Consider the following 23,595-nt stretch of genomic DNA (forward strand, 5'->3'; position numbering starts at 1 on the left):
CTTACAGCCGGAACATGCCCTTTTATCTCCGATTGTACATAAGCACCCCACAAAGAACATAGCTGTAATCGTACCATGCATCCTGTAAAATTGCAAACGGCATTTGTGCCCATTTTCCTCTAGTCTCAACAGATTGGCGCAGAAACATACCTCCGTTAACTGCAAAAACAAAAGCAGCCCTGCCCGGATCATCCAGACAGGACTGCTTTCTTCCGTCATCGCGCTTTCATACCCGGCACCGCGATTATTTTACCCATTTATGGAACAGCTCGTCGAATTTCCCTTGCAGCTTCATTTCGTCCATCCAGACATCGAGATAGCTGGCGAAAATAAAGTCGCCGCGCGGAATCATGTACGCTTTTTCGCTGCGGGTAAACGGCTTGTCCGTCAGAGCCGCGTACAGGCGGGAATCGGCTTTGGAATACACCATGGCTTCGATCGTGTCGGTAATCATCACATCGTATGTGCCGTTGGCGACAAGGCCAGGGATGTCCAGGTTGTTTTGCACGACAGTAACGGTAGCGTTTTTAAAATGGTCGCGCACGAACTGTTCGTTGGTACCGCCCGGATTCACGCCGATGCGCACTTCTTTTTTATTGATGTCTTCCAGGCTTTTGTACTTGTCCTTGTCCTGCACGCGAATCAGCGGAGCTTTTCCGAACTCGATGTACGGATCGCCCATGTGCGCTTTTTTCTGGCGATCGGTGTTGCGGGTCACGCCGCCGACCGCGATGTCAAATTTGTTCGCCAGCAGATCGTCCATCAGCGTCGGCCAGGAGGTTTGCACGAAGCGCGCTTCTACTCCAAGGCTTTTCGCAAACTCTTTCATCGCGTCGATGTCGTAGCCTTCAAATTCGTTCGTTTTCGGGTTCAAATATGTGAACGGCTTGTAGTCGCCCGGTGTGCCCACGAGAATGTATCCCCGTGCGATAATCTCGTCGAGGCGGGACTCAAACTGTTTGTTTTCCTGTTTTTTGATCGCTTCCACTGCTGCGGTCTGCCCGGTTTGCGCGCCTGTAGTAGCAGCAAACGCTCCGGTTCCAGTCATCAGCATCGTTGCAGCGAGTGCGCTCGCCATCATTCTTTTTGTCCACTTTTTCATTAGTTTCTTCTCCTCCCGATTGTCGATCAGTCTGTCTCATGCCCATCTGCTGTTTCGAGCTGTCTCATCCCTTACATGGCATCCCCCCTTTAACCAGGGACGGGCTTTAGCCTTACAAGGTCTTACAAGGTGAACTTGCCTACGCCCTGCTGCAACTCCTCCGTGACCGTGTTCAACTGCTCGACCGAACGGGCAATGTCCTGAATGGCTTGCAACTGTTCGGCCGTGGCCTCCACGACCTTCTGCGCGTCTTCCGAGGCAAGCTTGGCAATGTTGTACATTTCGTCGACCGAGGCGCTCACCTGCTCAGAGCCTGCAGACATTTCCTCCGATGCCGCCGACACCTCCAAAATATGGGCGGCAACATTGCGCGACGATTCCAAAATATGCGCGAAAATATCCCGCACCTCTTCGATCATCGAAATGCCTTCCTGCGCCTCGCGATTGCCGGTGTTCATCACTTCTACCGCGTGGCGGGTATCCTGCTGGATTTCCCCGATCAGCGCCGCGATTTTCGCAGCCGACTCCTCGGATTGATGCGCCAGATTTTTCACTTCTCCCGCCACGACGGCAAAGCCGCGGCCGTGCTCGCCAGCCCGCGCTGCCTCAATCGACGCGTTGAGCGCAAGCAGGTTGATTTGCGAGGTTAACTGGCTGATCGTATCGAGAATCCCTTCGATCTCCTTGGATCGGCTGTTCAAGCGCTCAATGGCTTCAGCCGCTCTGGTCGTGCCCTCTCCGATGCTGCCCATTTGCCGGACGGCCTGCTCGACGACTGCTGCGCCTTGCTCGGCCTGATCCGATGCCTCGCGCGCCGCTTCGGACACATGCGCGGATGTCTCTGCAATTTTCACAATCCCCGCCGCCATGTCATTCATGGACAAGGCGACGTCCTTGGAGCTGGTAGCCTGTGCCTCGGCCCCGCTGGCAATCTGGTTGATTGACGTCCCGATCCGGTTTACGTTTTCGGTCGCGTGTTCAATTCCTGCCGACACTTCATGCGTAAAGCGCAGCACCTGCTCCGACGATTGCGACACGCCTTCGATCAAGCCTTTCAAGTGCGAGACGGTCTGGTTGAAGTCGCGGGAAAGCACTGCGATCTCATCTTTTCCGGCCACCGTGACCGTCTCTGTGAGATTGCCCTGGGCGACGACATTGACGGCCTGGTTCAGACGCTGGATCGGTCGAACCAAACGAACCGACAGCCAGTACACGAAGACGATGCCCACCGCCAGAACGACCAAGGAAATAGCCAGTAGCTTGATCGACAGTTCGTTGACCGGAGCGTGCAGGTCTTTGGCCGGAGCAGTGATGAACACTCCCCAGTTCAATCTGGTCGAAGCGTAGGAGGCGAATTGCGCCGCTTGTCCCTCTTCGTATTGAATGATTCCGCGACCGCCTTGTGCCGTTGCTTCAAAGGCGGTTTTCAACTCAGGAATATTGCTGTCGAGCACCGACTGCTTCAAAATGACTTCGCTGTTCGGATGCCAAATATACGTTCCTTTTTTGCTCACCAAAAAGGCATAGCCACTATGTCCGAACTTCTCCTCGGAAACCGTCTTCTGAATCTCGTTGATCGGAATGGTCGAACCGACATAGCCGTATTGACGATTGTCCTTCATCAGCGGAACGATGATCGTCACGATGTAGTTGCCTGTCCGCTGCGACACGACCGGCTCGGAAACGATGATTTTCCCCTCGCCTCGTCCTGCCTCCTGAAAATGCGGACGATCAGACGGGTTCGTCTCCTCGCCCTTGAAGTTGATGACTTTTTTGCCGCTCAGGTCATAGGAAAAGAAAAACGTCTCAAACTCGGGGTTTTTCTTCTGCGCCTCCTGAATCAGCTTCAAGTCATGGTCGAAATTGTTGTCGGCGGAAATCATCTCTCCGATCGTTTCAACAATTCCGATTTTTTCTTGGAAAAAGCTGTCGATTCTGATGGAAAGATTGCTGGCCGTAAGTTCCGCTTCTTTGTCCAGGCTGGACGACAGCAACTGCGACGAGCTGTAGTAGCTGGCACCGCAGACCGTACCCAAGCTGACAATCAAGAGCAGGCACATGACGACGATTAGCTTTTTCTTCAAACTGGATTCCATCTCACGCTGTACCTCCTATCTTTTTTTGGCAACAAAAAAGACTGCCACCCGGACAGCCTTCTTACGTGTACGGCATGGCAACCCGGCTATCGTAGCAGCAGAAGATGCGCTCTGCTTGCCTTAGACCCGTGGCTTTGCGTCCCTGCCTTTCAACAGGTTTGCCTTTGTCATTTTTTGTCGTTTTATCTGTATAAAAATACTATAGCACAACATCGGAAAAATGTGGGTTAACTTTAAAATAATGGATTGGATTTTTTTCCACACAAAATCTTTACCCAAATTGTTTGACAAGTAAACTACTTTCTACGAAATAATTGCGAAAAAATCGCAAAAAGGCTGACACCTAGTTGTTGGTGTCAGCCTGTCGTCCACTTTTGACTTCTTCGTTTAGCTCAGCCCTTCCACGTGGCCGTGCTCATCCACATACAGCGATTCGGCCGCAGGTTTCTTCGGGAGTCCCGGCATCGTCACCAGGCTTCCGGTCAAGGCGACGATGAAGCCTGCTCCTGCCGAAATCCGCACTTCGCTCACCTGAATGGTAAAACCGACAGGGGCGCCAAGCTGATCGGCCCGATCTGTAAAGGAGTACGGCGTCTTCGCCATGCACACAGGCAGATGGGACAGCCCCATTTCCTCTACCTTCTGGATCGTTTTTGTCGCCAGCGGCGAAAAGACTACCCCGGAGCCGCGGTAAATTTCTTTGACCACCGTCTCAATCTTTTCCTTCACGCCGAGGTCTTCTTCGTACAAAAAGCGGAATTGCCCAGGGCGCTCTGCCGCGCGCGTCACTTTTTCCGCCAGTTCGATTGCGCCTTCTCCGCCTTCTGCCCACGCCTTGGACAGCGCCGCCTCGGCACCTGCCTCCTGGCACAGCGCCATGACTGCGTCGATCTCCGCTTGTGTATCAGTGGCAAAATGGTTGATCGCTACAACCGCCGGCACGCCGAACTTCTGCAAGTTTTCCAGATGGCGACGCACGTTGGCGAAGCCTTTTTCCAATGCGGCGAGGTTTTCTTCGGCCAAATCCGGCACTTTGATTCCGGCGTTGTACTTCAAGGAACTCACGGTAATGACCACGACTGCTGCCGATGGCGTCAGCCCGGCTTTTCTGCACTTGATGTCAAAAAACTTCTCCGCGCCCAGGTCAGCGCCGAAGCCCGCTTCCGTTACGACGTAGTCGGCCAGCTTCAAGGCTGTCTTCGTGCCGATCACGCTGCTGCATCCGTGCGCGATATTCGCAAACGGACCGCCGTGGACGATGACTGGCGTGCCCTCAATCGTTTGCACGAGGTTTGGCTTGATCGCTTCCTTGAGCAGTACGCACATCGCCTCGACCGCATTGATTTCTTCCGCCCGGACTGGCTTGTCTTCAAAATCGTAGCCGATGATGATGTGGTTCAGCCGCTCGCGCAAGTCGGCGAGGTTCTCGCTCAGGCACAAAATCGCCATGATTTCCGATGCGGTCGTAATCATGAAGCCGTCTTCGCGCGTCATGCCGTTGCCGTCTCCCAGCCCGACCACGATATTTCTGAGCGCGCGGTCGTTCATGTCCATCGCCCGTTTCCAGACGATTTTTTTCGGATTGATGCCCCGCGGATTGCCGTGGAAAATATGGTTGTCGATCATCGCCGCAAGCAAATTGTGCGCCGCGGTAATGGCGTGAATGTCGCCAGTAAAATGCAGATTGATTTCATCCGCAGGGAGGATTTGCGCCTTGCCGCTTCCGGTAGCCCCTCCTTTTATCCCCATGCACGGGCCAAGGGATGGCTCGCGGAGCGCTGCAATCGTCCTTTTTCCAAGCAGATTGAGCGACTGCGACAAACCAATCGTGGTCAGTGTCTTGCCTGCTCCTGCCGGATTGGGATTCATCGCGGTAACGAGAATCAGCTTGCCATCAGGTCGGTCTTTTATTTTATCCCACAGCTCATCAGAGATTTTTGCCTTATACTTTCCGTAAAGCTCCAGATCCTGTTCATCGATACCTGCTGCCTTGGCAATCTCAACAATCGACTTCATACCTGCCTCCCTGCCTTGCGAAATGTTTATTTACCAATCTTCTACATTCCACATTGCAGTTTGTTCTCCTTTCCGGCGCTCCACTTTTCGCAAAAAGAAAACCTGCATTCTGTTGCGCATTCAGAATGCAGGCTGTCATTATTTGTCGAATATTTTTCCCGGGTTCAAAATGCCGTTCGGATCGAGGACTTGCTTCATCGACCGCATCACGTCCAGCGCCGCTCCGTGCTCCTTGCGCTGGTATTTGACCTTGCCGACTCCGACGCCGTGCTCTCCGGTGCACGTCCCGCCTCTGCCGAGCGCGTACTCTACCAGATGCGCATTCAGCGCCTCGGCGCGCGCCATTTCCTCGGGATCATGGACGTCTATCATCACAATCGCGTGGTAGTTTCCGTCGCCCACATGCCCTAGTACGGCTCCGTCCAGACCCGAGCGGTCAATAGCCTGTCGGGCGTCGACCACTGCTCCGGCCAGTTCGGAAAACGGCACGCATACGTCTGTCACCATCATCTTTTTCCCTGGCGACTTATGCACGAAGGCGTAGGCCAGATTGTGGCGGGCATCCCAGAGCACAGCCCGCGCCTTGGAATCGGTCTCGAACAAAAACTGCGTGCAGCCATGCTCGGTCGCGATCGTCTGGGCAAACTCGATGTCGTGCGCCAAGCTCTGCTCGCTGCCGTGAAACTCGATAAAAAGCGTCGGGTTTTCCGGGTAGCTCGTCTCTTTGTACAAATTCACCTGGCGAATGGAGCGCTCGTCAACCAGTTCGATCCGCGCCACCTGAATCCCGGCTCCGAGAATATCGACGACAGTATCTACCGCGTCCTGAACTGTCGGGAAGCTGGCCCGCGCTGCCATCGTCACCTCCGGAATCCCGTACACGCGCAGCGTCAGCTCGGTGAACACGCCCAATGTCCCTTCCGAGCCGACGAACATTCCGGTCAGGTGATACCCGGACGAAGACTTGGCTGTCATGCTGCCCGTATGGATGATACGGCCATCGGCCAGCACCACTTCCAGATCGCGAACCTGATCGCGCATCACTCCGTAGCGTACCGAGGTCGTTCCGCTCGCATTGGTGGCCGCCATGCCGCCCAGCGTCGCGTCAGCCCCAGGGTCCACGGAAAAAAACAAGCCGTGCTTTTTCAGCTCGCGATTTAGCTGGGTGCGCGTCACGCCTGGCTGCACCCGCACGAGAAAATCTTGCGGCCGCACCTCCAGCACCTGGTTCATCAGCGAAAAGTCCATGCTGATGCCACCCGCGTACGGAATCGCGTGCCCTTCCAGGCTGGTCCCCAGTCCAAACGGCGTCACCGCAATCCGCTTTTCATTGGCCAGCTTCAGGATTGCGCTGACCTCTGCCGCCGTCTGCGGAAACACGACTACGTCCGGCAAATGCGGCGTGTGATACGATTCGTCATGGCTGTGGTGCACAAGAACGGTCGGGTTGGTCGTCACCCTGTCTTCTCCTAGCAGACTCACTAATTGCTGTTGATAGTCCACGCATACTCTCTCCTTCGCTACTTGCTCAGATTGACGAGAAACAGGCTGATTTCCGGAATGTACGTAATCAGCATCAAATCTACACACAACAGGATCAGAAACGGAATGGCTGCCTTCTCAATTTCTGTATTCGACAGCTTGGCAATATTTCCCGCTACCAACAGATTAATTCCGACCGGAGGAGTCAACATGCCAATGGCCGAGTTGACGACCATGATAACGCCGAACAGGACGGGATCAATCCCCAGTGTGTGAATGATCGGCAACAGAATCGGGGTCAGGAGAATGATGGTCACTGCCGTCTCCATGAACGTACCGAGAATCAGGAGCAGTATATTGATAATCAACAGCGTAATGATCGTGCTATCCGTAATCCCCAGCATGAACTGCGCGATCTCCTGGGGAATGTTTTCTCTCGTCATCAAAAACCCGAACGCGTTGGCGGTCGCAATAATCAGCATGATGACAGCCGTCATGCTGGCTGCGCTGTTGAAAATTTCGCCCAGGTCCCGCCACTTGATCTCCCGGTAAACGAACAGGCCGACGACAAGCCCGTACACGACCGCCACGACCGCAGCTTCCGTCGATGTAAAGACGCCGCCGTAAATCCCGCCCAGAATAATGACTGGCATGAGAATCGCCAAAATCGCATCTTTGAACGCCTGCCAGATTTCTTTTGCCGAATGCTTTTCTCCGCCGCCCCAGCCCTGCTTTTTGCTGACCCAGTACGCGTAGATGATGAGCGAGATCGCGACAAGAATGCCCGGGCCGATGCCCGCGATGAACAGATCGTTAATCGACGTGCTCGCTGCCACTCCGTACAGCACCATCGGCACGCTGGGAGGAATCATGACGCCAATCGTTCCGCCTGCTGCGTGCAGCGCCGAGGAAAAGCGCACATCGTACCCTTTTTTAACCATGTGCGGAATCAGAATGCCCCCTACAGCAGCCGTCGTCGCAGCCGACGAGCCCGAGATCGCGGCGAAAAAGGTGCACCCGAGAACCGCCACGATAGCCAGTCCGCCGGGCAAATTGCCGACGATCGTATTGGCAAAGCGAATCAGCCTTGCCGAGATCCCGCCCGTTTCCATCAGCTTGCCCGCCAGCAGAAAAAACGGAATCGCCATGAGCGGGAACGAATCAGTTCCGTTAAACATTTTTTGAATGACGACCAAAAGCGGAATATTTCCTTCGACTATAAAGGCCACGACTACCGACAGCCCCAACGCAACCGCAATCGGGACGTTAATGATTAAAAGCACAAGCAGCGTCAAAAACAATATCGTGCCCACGATGGCTCACTCCTTCCCGGTAATGTCTTTCCATGTCACATGAATCACGTTCATGATGAGCAGAACACCGCTGATAGGTATCACCATGTAGACATAGCCCATGGGAATGAGCAGGGTGGGTGATTTTTGAACCATGCTTCTGGCAGACAGCAGATAGCCTTGCTGAACCATCACGAGAAAAAAGAAAAGGCTGCACAGAGCCGCCACGATCAACACGACCTTATTCATGAATGGCGACAAATGCTTTTGGATGTATTCGGTACCGATATGGGCCTTGATCGCCATGGCATAAGCGGAGCCGAGAAAAGTAATCCAGATCAAAAGATAGCGCGCCAGCTCCTCTGTCCAGGCCAGCGGCTGGTCAAGGAAAAAGCGGAAAAGGACTTGCAGGAAGACGGCGACGACCATAACGGCCAGCAAGGCAATAATGACGAGACGCAGAGCGCTGTTTAGTTTGGATATGAGATTGCTCACACAGTTTCTCCTTTCGCGGAAAAGGGGGGAGAAAAGCCGCCTGGCCCCTCTCCCTTTTGCCGTTTATTTCGTGTTGACGATTTCATCCACCAGCTCTTTGCCAAACTGGTCGGAAAACTTGTCGTACACAGGCTTCATGGCCTCGCGGAAAGCCTGCTTGTCGACGTCCTCTGTCACGACAACCCCTTTTGCCTTGAGGTTGGCAATCGCTTCTTCCTCCATCTTAATCATCAGCTCACGCTCGAACTGCCCGGCTTTTTTCGCTTCTTCCGCAATCAGTTGCTGAACGTCTGCGGGAAGTTTGTCCCACACCGGCTTGCTGAACAAAATCATCGCCGCGGAGTACACGTGCCCGGTCAGCGACATGTGCGTTTGCTTCGAATCGTACAGCTTGTAGGTCTGTGCGACGATCGCCGGATTTTCCTGCGCGTCTACCACTCCTTGCTGCAAAGCGGTCAACGCCTCTGTCCATGCCATCGGCGTCGGCTTGGCGCCCAGCGTCTCGAAGGCAGCGAGGTGAATCGGATTTTCCTGGGTACGAATCTTCATGCCGGAGACGTCCTCCGGCTTCTTGATGTCTTTCGTTCCGTTCGTGATGTGGCGGAAACCGTTTTCAGCCCAAGCCAGGCCAACGAGGTTGGCGCTTTCCAAGTTTTTCAGCATCTCTTCTCCGACTTTTCCATCGAGCACCTTGTACGCTTGCTCGCGGCTCTCAAACAGGAAAGGCAGGTCGAGCACGCCCAGCTTGGCATAAAAATTCGTGACAGGCGCGGTTGACGTGATCGACATATCTGCCGTTCCAAACGTCAGTGCCTCTGTCAGCTCCCGCTCGGCCCCGAGTTGGCTCAATGGATACACCTCGATTTTCACTTTTCCGTTCGAACGCTTGTCTACATCCTCGGCCATCTTTTTCAGCGCCAGATGGTACGGGTGATCTTCGGTCAAGGAGTGCCCCGCCTTGAAGACATAGCTTTGCCCGTCGCTCGACGGCGCTCCCGTTTGCGCGGCTGGCTGTCCCCCGCCTTGTCCGGAAGGCTGGGCGGCCTGTTGACCGCCTCCGCCTCCGCATGCCGCCAGTAATAACGAAACAGACATGATGCCAGATAGCACGAAACTCCACTTCTTTCGAGACATGTTGCAATACCCCCTATTTGTGTTTGTTTGTTTTTAATTTATTTAATAATATGAAAATTCCGCTCATTTGACTAGCTACTAGATTCCTCTTCCACCGTCCACATTCATGACCTCGCCCGTCACGATTTTCGACAGATCAGATGCCAGGTACAGGGCGGCTTGCGCGATATCCTCCGGCTGAATCAGCTCCCCCAGCGGAACGCTGCTGATGAAAATATCTTTTTTCCCGGCTTCTACCTCTGCTTCGTCCCCGTTGATGAATTTGCCCAGCATCGGCGTCTCGGCCGGGCCCGGATTGATGACATTGACCCGGATGTGATGAGGGGCCAGCTCGATCGCCAAAGCCTTGCTCAGCATGATCGCCGCTCCTTTGGAGGCGCAGTAGGCGTTGAGGCCAGGCCGCGCGCGAATCCCGGCAATCGAGGCGATGTTGATGATGCTTCCTTTGTTTTTCGCTTTCATATGCGGAACCGCATGCCTGGTCGTCAAATAGATCGATTTGGTATTGACGGACATGATCCGATCCCATTGGGCGAGCGTCAGCTCCTCGATAGGGGTGAACGCCTGTGGCACTCCGGCGCAATTGACCAGCACATCGGGCGCTCCGTAGACATCGAGCGTTTCCCGGACGAGCGCGGCTACGCTCTCATCGTCAGCTACATCGGCTTGCACCGCGTGGCCGCTTCCTTCCGGCAATTCGGCGACCACCTGCAAAGCGGCTTCTTCGTTTAGATCAGCGAGGATGACATTGGCTCCTTCTGCGGCAAACAGCTTGGCGATCGCTTTTCCCATCCCTGACCCGGCACCTGTTACCAGCGCGGTTTTTCCTTGCAGCAGTTGTCCGTTCATAGATTAATCACCACCATTCTTTCGTCGGTCATTTCTTCTACGGCGTAGCGCGGGCCTTCCTTGCCCAGTCCGCTGTTTTTCACGCCGCCATACGGCATGACGTCGTTGCGGTAGGTCGAGACGTCGTTGATGACGACACCGCCGTATTCCAAGGTACGCGCCGCTTTCATCGCGACATTCAGATCGCGGGTGAAAATTCCCGCCTGCAAGCCGTACTCCGAATCGTTGGCCTGGACAAAAGCGTCTTCCAGATCGCTGTACGGAATGATCGTCACGACAGGAGCAAACACTTCCCGGCACACGACCTTCATCTCCGGCTTCGTATTGACGAGCACCGCCGGATAGAAAAGAGCGCCTTCCCGTTTGACTGGCAAAAGCGACTGCGCCCCCTGGCTGATCGCTTCCTGCACCCATTCCTCCGTGCGTTTGGCTTCTTTTTCGCTAATCATCGGCCCTACGTCTGTTTCCGGGTCTTCCGGATTGCCTACTTTCAACTGCTTGACGTGCGCGATGTACAGCTCGCTGAACTTTTCCACCACGTCCTCGTGTACGTAAATGCGCTGCACGGCGATGCACGCCTGGCCTGCGTTATGAAAGCTGCGCGCGGCTGTCTGACGGGCCGCCAGCTCCAGGTCTGCATCGTGGTGTACGAGATTGGGCGAGTTGTTGCCAAGCTCCAGCGCCACCGGACGCATGCCGCTGCGCTCCTTGATATGGCGGCCCACCTCGCCCGACCCGGTGAAGGTGTACATGGCGATGCGTTCCTCATCCAGCAGCCATTCTCCCACCTCGCTGCCTGCGCCTGTCACGATGTTCACATACCCTTTGGGCAGGCCCGCTTCCTCCAATACGTCCAGCAAAAGAAAGGTCGCGATCGGCGTGACCGTCGCCGGCTTGACTACCAACGTATTTCCCGCGGCGAGCGCCGGAGCGATCTTGTGCGTGCTGAGCAAAAGCGGGTAGTTGAACGGAGTAATCGCTCCGATGACGCCTTTAGGTACGCGGATCGTAAAGCCCAGGCGATTTTCCGAGCCTTCCGTCGATTGCAGCGGAATCATTTCGCCGTGAATTTTTTTCGCTTCCTCCGCCGACAGGCGCAGCGTGTTGATCGTGCGGTCCAGCTCGTTCTGCGCGTCCTTGCGCGTTTTCCCCACTTCGCGAATCAGCGACAGCTCCATTTCCTCGCGGCGCTCCTCCATCAGCGCGGAAGCCTTCAGCAAAATTTGATAGCGCTGAAACGGCGTCAGCTTATCCTGCTTGAACGTCTGCCAGGCCGCTTCTACCGCCGTCGTGACGTGCTGCTGTTCGGCGCGGGCGATATGCGCGATGCACTCGCCGCTGTATTTGTGAAAAACGGGAATGTAGCTCTCTGTTTTGATCCATTCTCCGCCGATGTACAGGTCATACGTTTTTGGTTCCATGCTCCTTTTCCTCCCTTGTTTTTATCTGGTTGCCAGGTAGATGTGCCGGACAAGCTCGTCTCCCACTTCCTTTGTCGTCGCCTTGCCCCCGAGGTCAGGCGTCAGCACCTTGCCCTCCTGCAGCACTTGTTCGATCGCGTTCATAATGACGGCGCTTGCATCCGGCAAGTCGAGGTGGTCCATCATCATGCTGAGGCTCCACACCTGTGCGATCGGGTTGGCGATGCCTTTTCCGGCGATATCGGGCGCAGAGCCATGAATCGGCTCAAACATGGACGGGTATTTGCGCTCGGGATTGATGTTCGCAGACGGTGCCAGCCCCAAGCCGCCGACAATCGCTGCCCCAAGGTCTGTCAAAATGTCTCCGAACAGGTTGCTGGCAACCACCACGTCAAACGTCTCCGGGCGCGTGATAAAGTAAGCGGCCAATGCGTCGATATGATACAGGTTGGTCTGAATGTCTGGGTGCTCCCGGCTGATTTCCTTGACGATCTCATCCCAGAAAGGCATGGAATGGTTGATGCCGTTGGACTTGGTCGCCGCCGTCACGCTCTTTTTCGGCCGCTTTTCCGCCAGCGCGTACGCGTATTTGAGAATGCGCTCGGTGCCGTAGCGAGTAAATACGTTGTTTTGCACCGCCATCTCGTACGGCGTCCCCTGGTGCATCCGCCCGCCCATGTTGGAATACTCGCCCTCTGTATTTTCCCGGACGACGACGAAGTCGAGATCGGCGTGCCCTTTGTAGCGCAGCGGGCTCTCCAACCCTTTGAGCAGCTTGACAGGCCGCAGGTTCACATACTGCTGGAAGGCACGGCGAATCGGCAAAATCAGCTCCCACACCGACACGTGATCCGGTACTTCCGGCGCCCCGACAGCTCCCAGCAAGATCAGATCGTAGTCCTTCAATGTATGTAGTCCATTTTCCGGCATCATCCTGCCATGCGTGAGGTAGTACTGGCAGTTCCAGTCCATGACGTCACGGGTAAAGCGAATCCCGCCGTGCGCTTCTTCCAGCGCCGCCAAAACCTTCAAGCCTTCGTCCATCACCTCTGGACCAATACCGTCTCCCGGAATGACTGCAATCGAATAGTGAAGCAATCGACTCCCCCCTAAATGATCTAAATTTTTTGACTATATGCACCAGATAGTAAATGCACGTTTGATGCCAAGCAGGCGCAATCGCGTTAACGCGGTAAAACGCTTACATTTTGTCTCGACTGTCCACGCCGTCTCGATGCTTCCTCCCTCATAAAACAACAAAGTGTTGCAACAAAACGTTGCAACACTTTGCTCACTCCAGACGATACTGTTTCATTTTCCGCCACAGTGTAGTTCGATCCATGCCCAATGCCTTTGCCGCAAGAGTCTTGTTGTATCTCGTCTGCTGCAGCGCGCTGGCAATTTGCTGCGCTTCGGGGTTCCGCTCTGCTTCGCTTGCTTCCGGCGGCACGGGCAGCCTGCCGTCGTGCCCTCCCTTTTGCCTCGCGAACAAAAAGCCTGCGTCCTCCTTGCCGATTCCTCCCCCTTTTGCCAGCAGCACCATCCGCTCGACGACATTTCTCAGCTCCCGCACATTGCCGGGCCACGAGTAACTCTGAAACAGCGGGTAGATGTCTTCATCGACTTCCTTGATCTTTTTCTCGTGCTGCTCGTTCATCTCGCGAATCATGCTCTCGACCAGCAGCGGAATGTCGCTCAGGCGCTCCCGCAACGGAGGGACATCGAGCCTGAGCATGTTGATGCGGTAGTAGAGATCGGCGCGAAACTGCTCCTTCTCGATCTCCTTGGCCAGCTCGCGATTCGTCGCCGCGACAATCCGCACATCGACGGGAATCACTTTTTCGCCGCCGACGCGACGCACGCGCCTCTCCTGCAGGACGCGCAGCAAGAGCACCTGAATGCGCAGCGGCATCTCCCCGATCTCGTCCAAAAACAGCGTGCCTCCGTGCGCCAGCTCGAACAAGCCCGGCTTGCCGCCCTTTTTCGCCCCTGTAAAAGCGCCATCCTCGTAGCCGAACAGCTCGCTCTCCAGAAGCCCCTCCGGGAGCGCCGCACAGTTCACCGCCAAAAACGGCCCGACAGCGCGTCCGCTTTCCAGGTGGATGCCTTGGGCAAACAGCTCCTTGCCCGTTCCCGATTCCCCTGTAATCAGCACGGTCGCGTTCGTTTTCGCAAACAGCGCCGCCTGCTCCTTCGTTTCGAGGATGGCAGGCGAGGAGCCGACGATGCTGTCCAGGCGGTATCTGGCTGACAGTCCGTTGTCGTGCAGCTTTTTGCGCAGCGTCATCTCCATCTTCTGAATGTCGATGATTTCCTTGAAGTTGGACACCGCCCCCACAACCTGATCCTTGACGATCACCGGAATGCGATTGATGACGATGGAACGGTCGCGCACCGTCGCGATTTCGCCCAGCTCCTCCCTGCCCGTCTTCAGCACGCGCAGCATGTCAGAGTGCGGGATGTAGTCCGTGATCGGTTTGCCCAGCACATCTCCGGACAGCCCCAGCAGCATTTTGGCATGCTCGTTGACCAGCGTAATCTGGCTGTGCCGATCGACGGCGATCACCGCGTCATGAGCCGAGTTTACGACGGCTTCCATCTGATGCTTTTCGCGCAGCCGCTCCTTTGTGTAAGTGACCAGCGAGGCTGCCTGCTGCACCGCTTTGCGCAAGGTGGCGAGCGAAGGCTCGACGGGATGCCACTGCTGCGAGGCCGGGTGCAGCGCAAAAGCATGGCGGTTCCAGATCGGCACGAGATAGACAGCCTGCTCCTGCGGATACGCCAGCTCTTTTGCGCAGAGAAACGTGCAGTCTGGCTGCGGTTGCCCCTCTTCCAGAGCGTACTCCTGCTGCAACCAGCTTTTTTCTTTTTGCGTGGCGCACACCACGACGACCTTGTGGCCCCGCCCTTCATCCGGAAGCGTTGCGATAGCCCGGCGCACGTCATTCATGTCTATCGACAGGCTGACGACGGGCAACGAGAGCGCCTCCAGCTCCTCGCTGTATTTTTCTGTAGTGATGGCAACAAACGGGTTCATCATCTGGTCGAGAATGGATTTGATCGAGTAAAAATATCCGATGTTTTGCCCGCTGTTTTCCAGCAGCGCGGTCATTTTCCGCTCCAGCTCCTTATCCAGCCTGTACAGGGCGATCATGGTTCCTCCTGGTTGACGGGCGCTGTCAGATGGTATTCCGCCATTTTGCGGTACAAGGTGTTTCGCCCGATTTGCAGCAGCTTGGCGGCCCGGCTCACATTGCCTCCGCTCGAATCAAGCGCCCGCTTGATCGCCACAAGCTCGGTTTCCCGCAAGGATGGGACCGCATGCACAGGCTCCGCCTCTTCGGTCAAGCCTTCAAGCTGGATGTGCTCCTCGCCAATCTCCCCGCCGTCGGACAAAAAGGCAGCCTGCACCAGCACGCCCTGCAACTCGCGAACGTTGCCCGGCCAGGAGTAGGCGGCGAGCTTTGCTTTTGCCTCCGGGAGCAAGACGTATGGCTGTCCCATGGCGATTTGCTGCATCAAATGTTCGGCCAGTTGGACGATGTCGCTTCGCTTGCGCAGCGGCGGCAGGTGGATGGAGACGCTTTTGAGCCGGTAGTACAAATCCGCCCGAAAGCGCCCCGCCCTGATTTCCTCCGGCAAATTGCGGTGCGTGGCGGCGATGATCCGCGCATGAATCGGCCGCGACTGGTTGCTGCCTACAGGCGTGACGACCTTTTCCTGCAACACGCGCAGCAGAGCGGCCTGTCCGCGCAAAGACATGTCCCCGATCTCATCCAAAAAGATCGTCCCTTTCTTCGCCGCTTCAAACTTGCCGATTCTTCCTTCGCGATTGGCCCCGGTAAACGCCCCGCTTTCGTATCCGAACAATTCGCTTTCGATCAAATTTTCTGAAATCGCACTGCAGTTCACGGCGATAAAAGGCTCCTGCGCTCGCGGCCCTGTCTCGTGAACCATCTGTGCGAACAGCTCTTTTCCGGTGCCGCTCTCGCCGAGAATCAGCACGGGAAAATCAACCTGCGCCGCCTTTTGCCCGAGCATTTTCGCCTGCAAAAAGAGCGGGCACGATCCGGCGAGACGCGGAAACGGCTTGAGTGCAGGCATCGGCTTTTGGTTTGGGGCAGCCGCAGCGTTCCTGGAAGCACCGTCTGTTGCAGCTTGCGCCCCCCAGAAACGCTGGCGGTTATCCTGCACATCCCGTCCGGCGCGCTCCTGCTCCGGGGACAGCCGCGTTCCCAAAGCGTCTTTTCCCAGCCGCTGCTTGGCCAATTCGTTCAAGCCCACGATCCGCTCGTCCCTGTCGAGAGCTACGAGCGGCACTTTTCCCTGGCTGCTTTTCACGGCCGTGCTGCCGGGCAGGGCAATGACCCGCTCGGCGTTGGCATACAGAAAGCGATTTTGCAGGGCTTCCGCAATCATGCAGGCAATCGTCAAGGCAAACGGATGCGTGTACTCCTTGCGCGTGCTGATGTCGATGACGCCAAGCAGCTCGCCCGTCGGTGAAAAAATCGGCGCCGCCGAGCAGGAAAGAAAGCGGTTCTCCAAAAAGTAATGCTGGTCGCCCTGCACGGAGATCGGCTGCTGCGCGATCAGCGCCGTTCCTATCGCATTGGTTCCTTTGTAATCCTCCGTCCAGTTCGCCCCGATCTGCAGTTGCACCTTTTGCGCCTGATTGGCAAACACAGGGTCCCCGACGGTGTGAATGATATTGCCATCCCGATCCGACAGCAAAGCGATATGCTCTGTCGACAGCAAAAAAGGAGCAAGCTTGTTGAAGAGCGGGAGGCTTTCTTGAATCAGAGGGTGATTTTCCTGAATGATTTCTTTGATTCGTTTGCTGGAAATGATCTGGTCATTGGCTTTCTCCCAAGCTTTGAGGTTCGATTCCTGGCAGCGCTTCCAAGATTGCTGGACAATCGTTGACAACACTCTTCCCTCCCTCAAAAATCATTCTCTATCAGTATAGCATGATTGAGACTCCCACGGCTAAAGCCGCAAGCTGAAGCCTTTCGGTATCAGTGGGATTCTTGGGTGGATTCTTGGGTGGTAGTCGGAAGTACATTTCTGCTATCCGTAGTTCCCCCAAGTTCAGGGCTGTCTCATCAGCCCGTCCTAAGACAGTGCCTCTAGCATCTTAGGCTGACAGATTGTTACCATCTGTCACAGGTTGACGTATGATATTGATCGCTCCAACCCGATCACGATGCGTTTTGAATCCGCATGAACATTCGTATCTTCTGTCTTTCGCTTTATTCTTCTCCCCGCAGACAGGACAAGTTTGAGAAGTGTAGGCAGGATTGACCTCCACAACTTGTATGCCTACAAGGGTTGCTTTATTGGAGATGAATTGTTGAAGCTGATAGAACGTCCAACTATGCAGATTCTTGGCGTTTTTACGGCTTGTTCTTGCCGTCTTGCGAATATTCTCTAGTCGCTCAAGTTTGATGATCGACACGCCTTCCTGAATGACTGTATGGACGATGTGACGACTAGCTAGTGATATGGTTGATGGATTATACAAATAATTCATATTAAACAGAACATAAAACAAAATATAAGAAAATATTTACAAATTTACCAATAAGATATAATGTTGTTATATACCAAAAAATAAGAGTGATTGAACTGTGTTTAAGAAAAAATCAATTGCTATTTTATGCACATTAAGTCTACTGGCTATGTTGCCATCCCTTTCGTTTGCAAAAGAAGATTATAGTGAGTCACTGAAACTCCTTGGCGCCGAAGATCAAGAGGTCGTTGTAAACATCGCCGAAGAAGCCCAAGGCATGGTCACAAAAGAGCAAATCGAACAAATAGTAGAGCAAGCTGGAGATGCTAAAAGTATAACTATTCATAAAGTTGGTAAAAACACTGATGACAAAATAAAACCAATGTACCTATCTGATGTAGTTAAGCGGGTAGAAAGTTCCAATAACCCTACAGCAGCAGTGCAAATTATTTCTGTTCCAAAGGGAAGACAATTAAACTTACTACGACCCAAGCAAAGAAAGTAAATTCCTCAGCAAGAGTTAAAGCTAGTGTTTCTGTTGGGAATGGCCCAGCATCCGTCGGCGAAGAAGTAGAAAGCACTTTGACTACAGAGATATCGACAACATACACAACAGAAGAAACTTGGACTGGACCAGCCGAAAGTTCATCATATGTTTCAAGAATTTATTATTGGACAGGATTCTATGACAGAGGAACTTGGAAAGTAGATGAGATTAACTGGCTTACTGGAAAAGTAACTAATACGTATACTGGATCTTATACTGAACCTACCCATTATATTGAATGGTCTAGAGATTTCAAGTAATATACAATTATATGGAAGAGTAGCATAATGTTACTCTTCTTTAATTTTTTGTATAAATCCTTTTGCTTCTGTTTTGAATGAATGACTTGCTCTATACGAAGGATGCTGTTTATGTCTAAGTTGCAAGGAGTTTTGTTAATCGTCTCGGCTTTTGTTGCTGGGTCTTTAACTTGGGCAATAATTTCTACGGCACAAACAAGTGAATCTCTACAGGACTACAGGGTCTTTTTTAGGGATGAGAACGGGAGTGGATTAGTCCACGTCACGACTACTGCTCAAGGTGACCTATGGATCTATAACGCAGGTGCTCAGGAGATCTACTACATAGATAATCCGAAAGAATCTAAACAGATTAACATCCTAAAGAAGAAAATCGAGCCCTAAGTATATAGAACAAATCATTCGGAATCCTGTACGCGATTCCGTTTTTTTCTTTATAGAAAAGCATATTCGGTTGGGAAAACTATTCATTCCGTCCCTTGTCCCCCCTTTTCTCCTATGAAGAATAGTAAGTTGATTGGTCCGGGACTAGTCAGTGGCGAAAGGACAAGAGTCTAACGTTAGCCTTTTTATATAGCGTTTACGAGAAAATGGACGGTTAGACAACGGCTTTACATGGATCGACTCGTTTGCCATAAGCTGCATGACTTGCCTCACTGGTTAGCTTAACGCATGGAACTACCTTTGTAGGTCATTCCGTTCTTTAGTCATTTGAAAGCGGAATTCAGCTCAGAAAAATCAGTTTATTTTTTTGCATTTAAAACAACATTAAAATTCAACAGAGCCAAATAACAAGAAAAGCACTCGCACAGGTCCTGTGTGTTTGCCCTGCCCATCCTATGAGGGGATGTTCGGGCAAAGCCGTCTTTCCTCCCACGCTGAAAACCGTAGGCTTTCAATAGGCGATTACTGCGAAGCCTCGCGCAAAAAGCAGATATTTGTCAGATGCTCCCAAAATTATTGCAAACTGTCCCAAAACGGAACAATGCCTGCTCCATTTTGGAACATTTTTGGCGTGTTTCGTCTGCGAAAACGCTGTCATTTCAAGCCTTCCGGCGTTTGGTACAGGATTTGCTTTTAGAGAAGGTTGTAAAGAAAAAGGTGATATAAGAGGAGGCGCTCGCATGATCTATGCTCAACCCGGCCAAGCCGGATCCAAGGTGACTTTCAAGACTCGCTACGACAACTACATTGGTGGCAATTGGGTACCGCCAGTGAAGGGTGAATATTTTGAAAACGTCTCTCCTGTAATCGGCAAGGTCTTTTGCGAGGTTGCCCGTTCGACGGCAGAAGACATCGAGCTCGCACTGGACGCCGCCCACGAGGCAAAAGCTGCTTGGGGACGCACCTCGGTTACACAACGCTCCAACATCCTCCTGAAAATCGCAGACCGCATGGAAGCCAACCTGGAGCTTTTGGCGACTGCCGAGACATGGGAAAACGGCAAGCCCGTCCGCGAGACGCTGGCTGCTGACATTCCGCTCGCTATCGACCATTTCCGTTACTTCGCCGGAGCTATCCGCGCACAAGAAAGCTCTCTCGCTGAGATCGACAACGACACGGTTGCTTATCACTTCCATGAGCCGCTCGGAGTCGTCGGACAGATCATTCCGTGGAACTTCCCGCTCCTGATGGCGACGTGGAAGCTGGCCCCGGCCCTGGCCGCAGGAAACTGCGTCGTGCTCAAGCCTGCCGAGCAAACACCTGCTTCGATCATGGTGCTGATGGAGCTGATTGGCGACTTGCTGCCTCCAGGCGTCGTCAACGTCGTAAACGGCTTCGGTCTGGAAGCGGGTAAACCGCTGGCATCGAGCAACCGCATCGCCAAAATCGCCTTTACGGGTGAGACGACAACCGGACGTCTCATCATGCAATACGCTTCCCAAAACATCATTCCGGTGACGCTGGAGCTGGGCGGAAAATCTCCGAACATCTTCTTCCCGGATGTGTGTGCAAAAGACGACGCGTTCCTCAACAAAGCCATCGAAGGCTTCGTGCTGTTTGCGCTCAACCAGGGCGAGGTTTGCACGTGCCCGTCCCGCGCCCTCATTCACGAAAGCATTTACGATCAATTCATGGAGCGCGCCCTGAAACGCGTTGCCAGCATCAAGCAGGGCAACCCGCTCGATACAGAAACAATGATCGGCGCCCAAGCTTCCCTGGAGCAAGTGGAAAAAATTCTCTCCTACCTCGACATCGGCAAGCAGGAAGGCGCAGATTGCCTGATCGGCGGCGCGCGTGCGCAGCTTGAGGGCGATCTCGAAGGCGGCTACTACATCCAGCCGACCGTGTTCAAGGGCCACAACAAAATGCGCATCTTCCAGGAAGAAATCTTTGGTCCGGTAGTCTCCGTGACGACCTTCAAAGACACGGAAGAAGCGCTCTCCATCGCCAACGACACCTTGTACGGTCTCGGCTCCGGCGTATGGACACGCGATATGAACACTGCCTACCGCATGGGCCGCGAAATCCAGGCTGGCCGCGTATGGACCAACTGCTACCACGCTTACCCTGCGCACGCTGCGTTCGGCGGATACAAAATGTCCGGTATCGGTCGCGAAACACACAAAATGATGCTCTCTCACTATCAGCAAACCAAAAACCTGCTGGTCAGCTACAGCGACCAGGCACTGGGCTTCTTTTGATCGATGAGCCAGCCTGAGAAAGTGCTCGCTACCGATGCTGCCCTGCAGTTGATCGAACGGCTGCGCGCCAAGCATGGCGACTTGATGTTTCACCAGTCAGGGGGCTGCTGCGACGGCAGCTCTCCCATGTGCTACCCGCTCGGCGAGTTTCTCGTCGGCGATCAGGATGTGCTCTTGGGTGAGATCGGCGGCTGCCCGTTTTACATGGGCAAAGCACAGTACGAGTATTGGAAGCATACCCAGCTCATTATTGATGTAGTCGAAGGCCGCGGCGGCATGTTCTCGCTTGAGGGGCCAGAAGGAGTGCGCTTCCTTACGCGTTCGCGCGTCTTTCCTGACAGCTAAATGCACAACAAAAGACCGTTCCTGCCTGTCTCACGGCCGGAACGGTCTTTCTTTTTCCCCGCTTTGCTTCACTCAGCGCTTCTTGGCCCTTCGAGCGGTGCTGCCGCGTTTTACTGGCGCCGGGCCTGGCCGTTTTCCTGATGTTTTTTTGCCTTCAAAACGTGCGCTTCCGCCTGCTGCCCGCTCGCTGCTCTGCCCTTGTTTCGTCGCACGCCCTGCTTTGCGCTGGTCATCCCGATCCGGTTTGGTCATGCGAGCGCCTTGCTGCTGGCGATCGTCACCGTGCCGCCCGCGTTTTCCGTTCCCTCGCTTCCCTTGGCTGGCCTGTTGCTTAGTCTCAGCTTTAGCTGGTCTGCTCGCACGATGCTCGTCCTCAGCCCGGGCTTGCCTGCCACTACGATGCTCGTCCCCAGTTCGGGCTGGTTTGCCGCCACGATCCCCGTCCCCAGCTCTGGCCGACCTGCCCCCGCGCTGCTCGCCTCTGCCTGCGCTCTCCTGCCCCTTATGCTGCTTCTTTTGCTGCCTCTTTTGCTGCTTACGCTCCTCGTGCTCCCCGAAATCCGCCGTCCGCTCACTCGCACGCCGCTCCAAAGTCATGGCGATCCCTTTTTCAATCTCTGCGAGCTGCGCCCGATCCTTCGCCGCCACCAATGTGTAGGCCACGCCCTTCTCCTTGGCCCGGCCCGTTCTGCCGATGCGGTGAATATAGCTGTCTACGTCCTCCGGGATGTCGTAGTTGAATACGTGTGTGACTCCCTCGACGTCAAGTCCGCGAGCCGCCACGTCCGTTGCGACGAGAAACTGGATTCTGGCTTCGCGGAAACGCTTCATCACGTCCTCGCGCTTCGCTTGTGACAAATCGCCGTGCAGTTCGTCAGAAATATAGCCGAACCCTTGCAGGGCGGCGTTCAGCGTGCTTGCCCTGCGCTTGGTCCGGCAAAAGATCACTGCCAAAAACGGGCGTTCCTCGTCAAGCAAGCTGCGCAAGGTAGACTGCTTCGCCCGGTCCGTTGTCTCCACGACGATCTGCCGGATATCCTCCAGCGTGATCCGCTTGCCTTGCACGTGAATATCCTCCGGGTTTTGCATGAACCGCTTGGCCAGCGCACGCACCTGTGGCGTCATCGTCGCGGAAAACAGCATGGTTTGCCGATCAGCAGGCGTCTGCGCGAGAATGTCCTCCACCTCGGGCAAAAAGCCCATGTGCAGCATCTGGTCCGCCTCATCCAGCACGAGCATGGAAACGGTCGACAAATCAATCGTTCCTCTTCTTATATGGTCCAGCAACCTGCCGGGAGTAGCGATCACGACCTGTTTTTTGCCCGCCAGCTTGCGCAGTTGCCGATCGACGTCTTGTCCGCCATATACGGCAAGCACATGCACCTCGTCCACGGCCGCCGTCAGCTTTTGCACCTCTGCCGTAATTTGCAGCGCAAGCTCCCGCGTAGGCGTGAGGATCAGCGCCTGAACGTCGTTTGTCTCGGGATCGACTTTCTCCAAAATCGGCAGGAGAAAAGCAAGCGTTTTGCCCGTCCCCGTCTGTGCCTGGGAAATCGCATCTTTGCCTGTCATGAGGACAGGAATTGCTTTTTCCTGGATCGGGGTCGGCTCCGCAATCCCGTTCGCCTGCAGAGCGTCTATCCATTCTTTTCGTATGCCCAATCTCAAAAAATCAGCCAGTTTCGCCATCTCCATTCATTACGTATCCAAAACCATACAGGATTATTTCGTACAAACCGCCATCCCGATAAAATAACGCACGCCGTCACGAGGCTTTTCAAACGTCGGCCCTCGCTGGTAGTAAATCTCCACCTGCGAAAACCGGACGAACAGCTCCTCAAACTCGGCGGGCGTCAATTGATGCACATGAAAAGGCTCGCTCGTCTGCATGCCTCTCCCTCTGCCAAACGGACTGGACAAGACCAGCGTTCCGCCCGGCTTCAGCATGCGGTACAGGTTGTTCATGAACAGCAAGTCGTCGGCGACGTGCTCAATCGTTTCAAAGCTCAAAATGGTATCAAACAAGCCCAGCTTCTCCGGGAGCAACGGATCGAGGGCATCGCCCTTTTGATACGTAATCTTTTGATGATGGTATTCCCGCTTCGCATAAGTGATCGTGTCGTCATCGTTGTCGACGCCGATCAGCTCGGTCAGCTCCCGCTTTCGATCCTTTGCCACCATGTGGCAGCCGTAACCCGTACCGCAGGCGATATCGAGCACTCTACCTTTGATATACGGCGTGGCAAAATAATAGCGGGCAATATGTTCCAGCAGCATGCCATTCGTCGGCTTCAGCAGCTTGGGGATAATCCTCTCCCCGGTCCATTCCAGCAAGGCCATCACCATTTTCTCGTTTTGACTTCCTCACATCTTACCTTATTTTCGGGCCAGATCCTATCTCG

The 23,595-nt window shown here is 54.4% G+C and carries 17 protein-coding genes, 1 pseudogene and 1 riboswitch; of the genes and pseudogenes, 3 read left to right on the top strand and 15 right to left on the bottom strand.

What is annotated here, in order from left to right:
• Positions 1–244: 244 nt before the first annotated feature.
• The 13 genes and pseudogenes from AC3WQH_RS09495 to AC3WQH_RS09555 form a co-directional block, all read right to left on the bottom strand.
• The gene (locus AC3WQH_RS09495) at positions 245–1,102 is read right to left on the bottom strand and encodes a transporter substrate-binding domain-containing protein (RefSeq protein ID WP_492331999.1); all 858 of its coding nucleotides are present in this window, start codon (positions 1,100–1,102) and stop codon (positions 245–247) included.
• Between the two features lie 122 nt (positions 1,103–1,224).
• Complete coding sequence (locus AC3WQH_RS09500; RefSeq protein WP_327953417.1) at positions 1,225–3,198, bottom strand: methyl-accepting chemotaxis protein; 1,974 nt, start codon at positions 3,196–3,198, stop codon at positions 1,225–1,227.
• A 73-nt stretch (positions 3,199–3,271) separates the two neighbouring features.
• Positions 3,272–3,371, bottom strand: a riboswitch (cyclic di-GMP riboswitch).
• Between the two features lie 214 nt (positions 3,372–3,585).
• Positions 3,586–5,238 carry a formate--tetrahydrofolate ligase gene (locus AC3WQH_RS09505; RefSeq protein WP_290426744.1) on the bottom strand — a complete coding sequence of 551 codons (1,653 nt, stop codon included), beginning with the start codon at positions 5,236–5,238 and terminating at the stop codon, positions 3,586–3,588.
• A gap of 114 nt (positions 5,239–5,352) precedes the next feature.
• Positions 5,353–6,717 carry an FAD-binding oxidoreductase gene (locus AC3WQH_RS09510; RefSeq protein ID WP_007779314.1) on the bottom strand — a complete coding sequence of 455 codons (1,365 nt, stop codon included), beginning with the start codon at positions 6,715–6,717 and terminating at the stop codon, positions 5,353–5,355.
• 17 nt (positions 6,718–6,734) lie between these two features.
• Complete coding sequence (locus tag AC3WQH_RS09515; RefSeq protein ID WP_005835148.1) at positions 6,735–8,009, bottom strand: TRAP transporter large permease; 1,275 nt, start codon at positions 8,007–8,009, stop codon at positions 6,735–6,737.
• A gap of 6 nt (positions 8,010–8,015) precedes the next feature.
• The gene (locus tag AC3WQH_RS09520; RefSeq protein ID WP_005835149.1) at positions 8,016–8,483 is read right to left on the bottom strand and encodes a TRAP transporter small permease; all 468 of its coding nucleotides are present in this window, start codon (positions 8,481–8,483) and stop codon (positions 8,016–8,018) included.
• Positions 8,484–8,546: 63 nt separating this feature from the next.
• Positions 8,547–9,617, bottom strand: coding sequence for a TRAP transporter substrate-binding protein (locus tag AC3WQH_RS09525; RefSeq protein ID WP_492332000.1), 1,071 nt, complete (start codon positions 9,615–9,617; stop codon positions 8,547–8,549).
• A gap of 78 nt (positions 9,618–9,695) precedes the next feature.
• The gene (locus AC3WQH_RS09530) at positions 9,696–10,466 is read right to left on the bottom strand and encodes an SDR family oxidoreductase (protein WP_005835152.1); all 771 of its coding nucleotides are present in this window, start codon (positions 10,464–10,466) and stop codon (positions 9,696–9,698) included.
• Positions 10,463–11,887, bottom strand: a complete 1,425-nt coding sequence (locus tag AC3WQH_RS09535) for an aldehyde dehydrogenase family protein (RefSeq protein WP_025846886.1) — start codon at positions 11,885–11,887, stop codon at positions 10,463–10,465. The genes AC3WQH_RS09530 and AC3WQH_RS09535 overlap by 4 nt, the downstream gene beginning before the upstream one ends.
• Positions 11,888–11,908: 21 nt before the next feature.
• Entirely contained in the window at positions 11,909–12,985 is a 1,077-nt protein-coding gene (locus tag AC3WQH_RS09540; protein ID WP_007779288.1) for a tartrate dehydrogenase, read from the bottom strand.
• Positions 12,986–13,178: 193 nt separating this feature from the next.
• Positions 13,179–15,041, bottom strand: coding sequence for a sigma-54 interaction domain-containing protein (locus AC3WQH_RS09545; protein WP_492332001.1), 1,863 nt, complete (start codon positions 15,039–15,041; stop codon positions 13,179–13,181).
• Complete coding sequence (locus AC3WQH_RS09550) at positions 15,038–16,813, bottom strand: sigma-54-dependent Fis family transcriptional regulator (RefSeq protein ID WP_035316868.1); 1,776 nt, start codon at positions 16,811–16,813, stop codon at positions 15,038–15,040. Before AC3WQH_RS09550 ends, AC3WQH_RS09545 begins: the two co-directional genes overlap by 4 nt.
• A 208-nt stretch (positions 16,814–17,021) precedes the next feature.
• Positions 17,022–17,378, bottom strand: a pseudogene (locus AC3WQH_RS09555) (RNA-guided endonuclease TnpB family protein); the annotation flags it as partial.
• A gap of 136 nt (positions 17,379–17,514) precedes the next feature.
• On the opposite strand from AC3WQH_RS09555, the gene AC3WQH_RS09560 reads away from it, so the two are divergent.
• From AC3WQH_RS09560 to AC3WQH_RS09570, 3 genes are all read left to right on the top strand, one after another.
• Positions 17,515–17,901 (top strand): hypothetical protein, encoded by a 387-nt coding sequence (locus tag AC3WQH_RS09560; RefSeq protein ID WP_005835158.1) that lies wholly within the window; start codon positions 17,515–17,517, stop codon positions 17,899–17,901.
• 1,426 nt (positions 17,902–19,327) lie between these two features.
• The gene (adh, locus tag AC3WQH_RS09565) at positions 19,328–20,848 is read left to right on the top strand and encodes an aldehyde dehydrogenase (RefSeq protein ID WP_026557619.1); all 1,521 of its coding nucleotides are present in this window, start codon (positions 19,328–19,330) and stop codon (positions 20,846–20,848) included.
• Positions 20,849–20,851: 3 nt separating this feature from the next.
• On the top strand, positions 20,852–21,193 hold the full coding sequence (locus tag AC3WQH_RS09570) for a DUF779 domain-containing protein (protein ID WP_005835162.1): 342 nt from the start codon (positions 20,852–20,854) through the stop codon (positions 21,191–21,193).
• A 72-nt stretch (positions 21,194–21,265) separates the two neighbouring features.
• Here AC3WQH_RS09570 and AC3WQH_RS09575 read toward each other — a convergent pair whose 3' ends face one another.
• On the bottom strand, positions 21,266–22,888 hold the full coding sequence (locus AC3WQH_RS09575) for a DEAD/DEAH box helicase (protein WP_492332002.1): 1,623 nt from the start codon (positions 22,886–22,888) through the stop codon (positions 21,266–21,268).
• A 27-nt stretch (positions 22,889–22,915) separates the two neighbouring features.
• The gene (locus AC3WQH_RS09580; RefSeq protein WP_005835165.1) at positions 22,916–23,539 is read right to left on the bottom strand and encodes a class I SAM-dependent methyltransferase; all 624 of its coding nucleotides are present in this window, start codon (positions 23,537–23,539) and stop codon (positions 22,916–22,918) included.
• Positions 23,540–23,595: the final 56 nt, after the last annotated feature.

Source organism: Brevibacillus sp. FW301-21C12A, assembly GCF_058788915.1.

Coding starts and splice junctions, on each gene's coding strand:
- AC3WQH_RS09495 (WP_492331999.1), bottom strand. CDS start 1,102: ATGAAAAAGTGGACAAAAAGAATGATGGCGAGCGCACTCGCTGCAACG.
- AC3WQH_RS09500 (WP_327953417.1), bottom strand. CDS start 3,198: ATGGAATCCAGTTTGAAGAAAAAGCTAATCGTCGTCATGTGCCTGCTC.
- AC3WQH_RS09525 (WP_492332000.1), bottom strand. CDS start 9,617: ATGTCTCGAAAGAAGTGGAGTTTCGTGCTATCTGGCATCATGTCTGTT.
- AC3WQH_RS09530 (WP_005835152.1), bottom strand. CDS start 10,466: ATGAACGGACAACTGCTGCAAGGAAAAACCGCGCTGGTAACAGGTGCC.
- AC3WQH_RS09535 (WP_025846886.1), bottom strand. CDS start 11,887: ATGGAACCAAAAACGTATGACCTGTACATCGGCGGAGAATGGATCAAA.
- AC3WQH_RS09545 (WP_492332001.1), bottom strand. CDS start 15,041: ATGATCGCCCTGTACAGGCTGGATAAGGAGCTGGAGCGGAAAATGACC.
- adh (WP_026557619.1), top strand. CDS start 19,328: ATGATCTATGCTCAACCCGGCCAAGCCGGATCCAAGGTGACTTTCAAG.
- AC3WQH_RS09570 (WP_005835162.1), top strand. CDS start 20,852: ATGAGCCAGCCTGAGAAAGTGCTCGCTACCGATGCTGCCCTGCAGTTG.
- AC3WQH_RS09575 (WP_492332002.1), bottom strand. CDS start 22,888: ATGGAGATGGCGAAACTGGCTGATTTTTTGAGATTGGGCATACGAAAA.
- AC3WQH_RS09580 (WP_005835165.1), bottom strand. CDS start 23,539: ATGGTGATGGCCTTGCTGGAATGGACCGGGGAGAGGATTATCCCCAAG.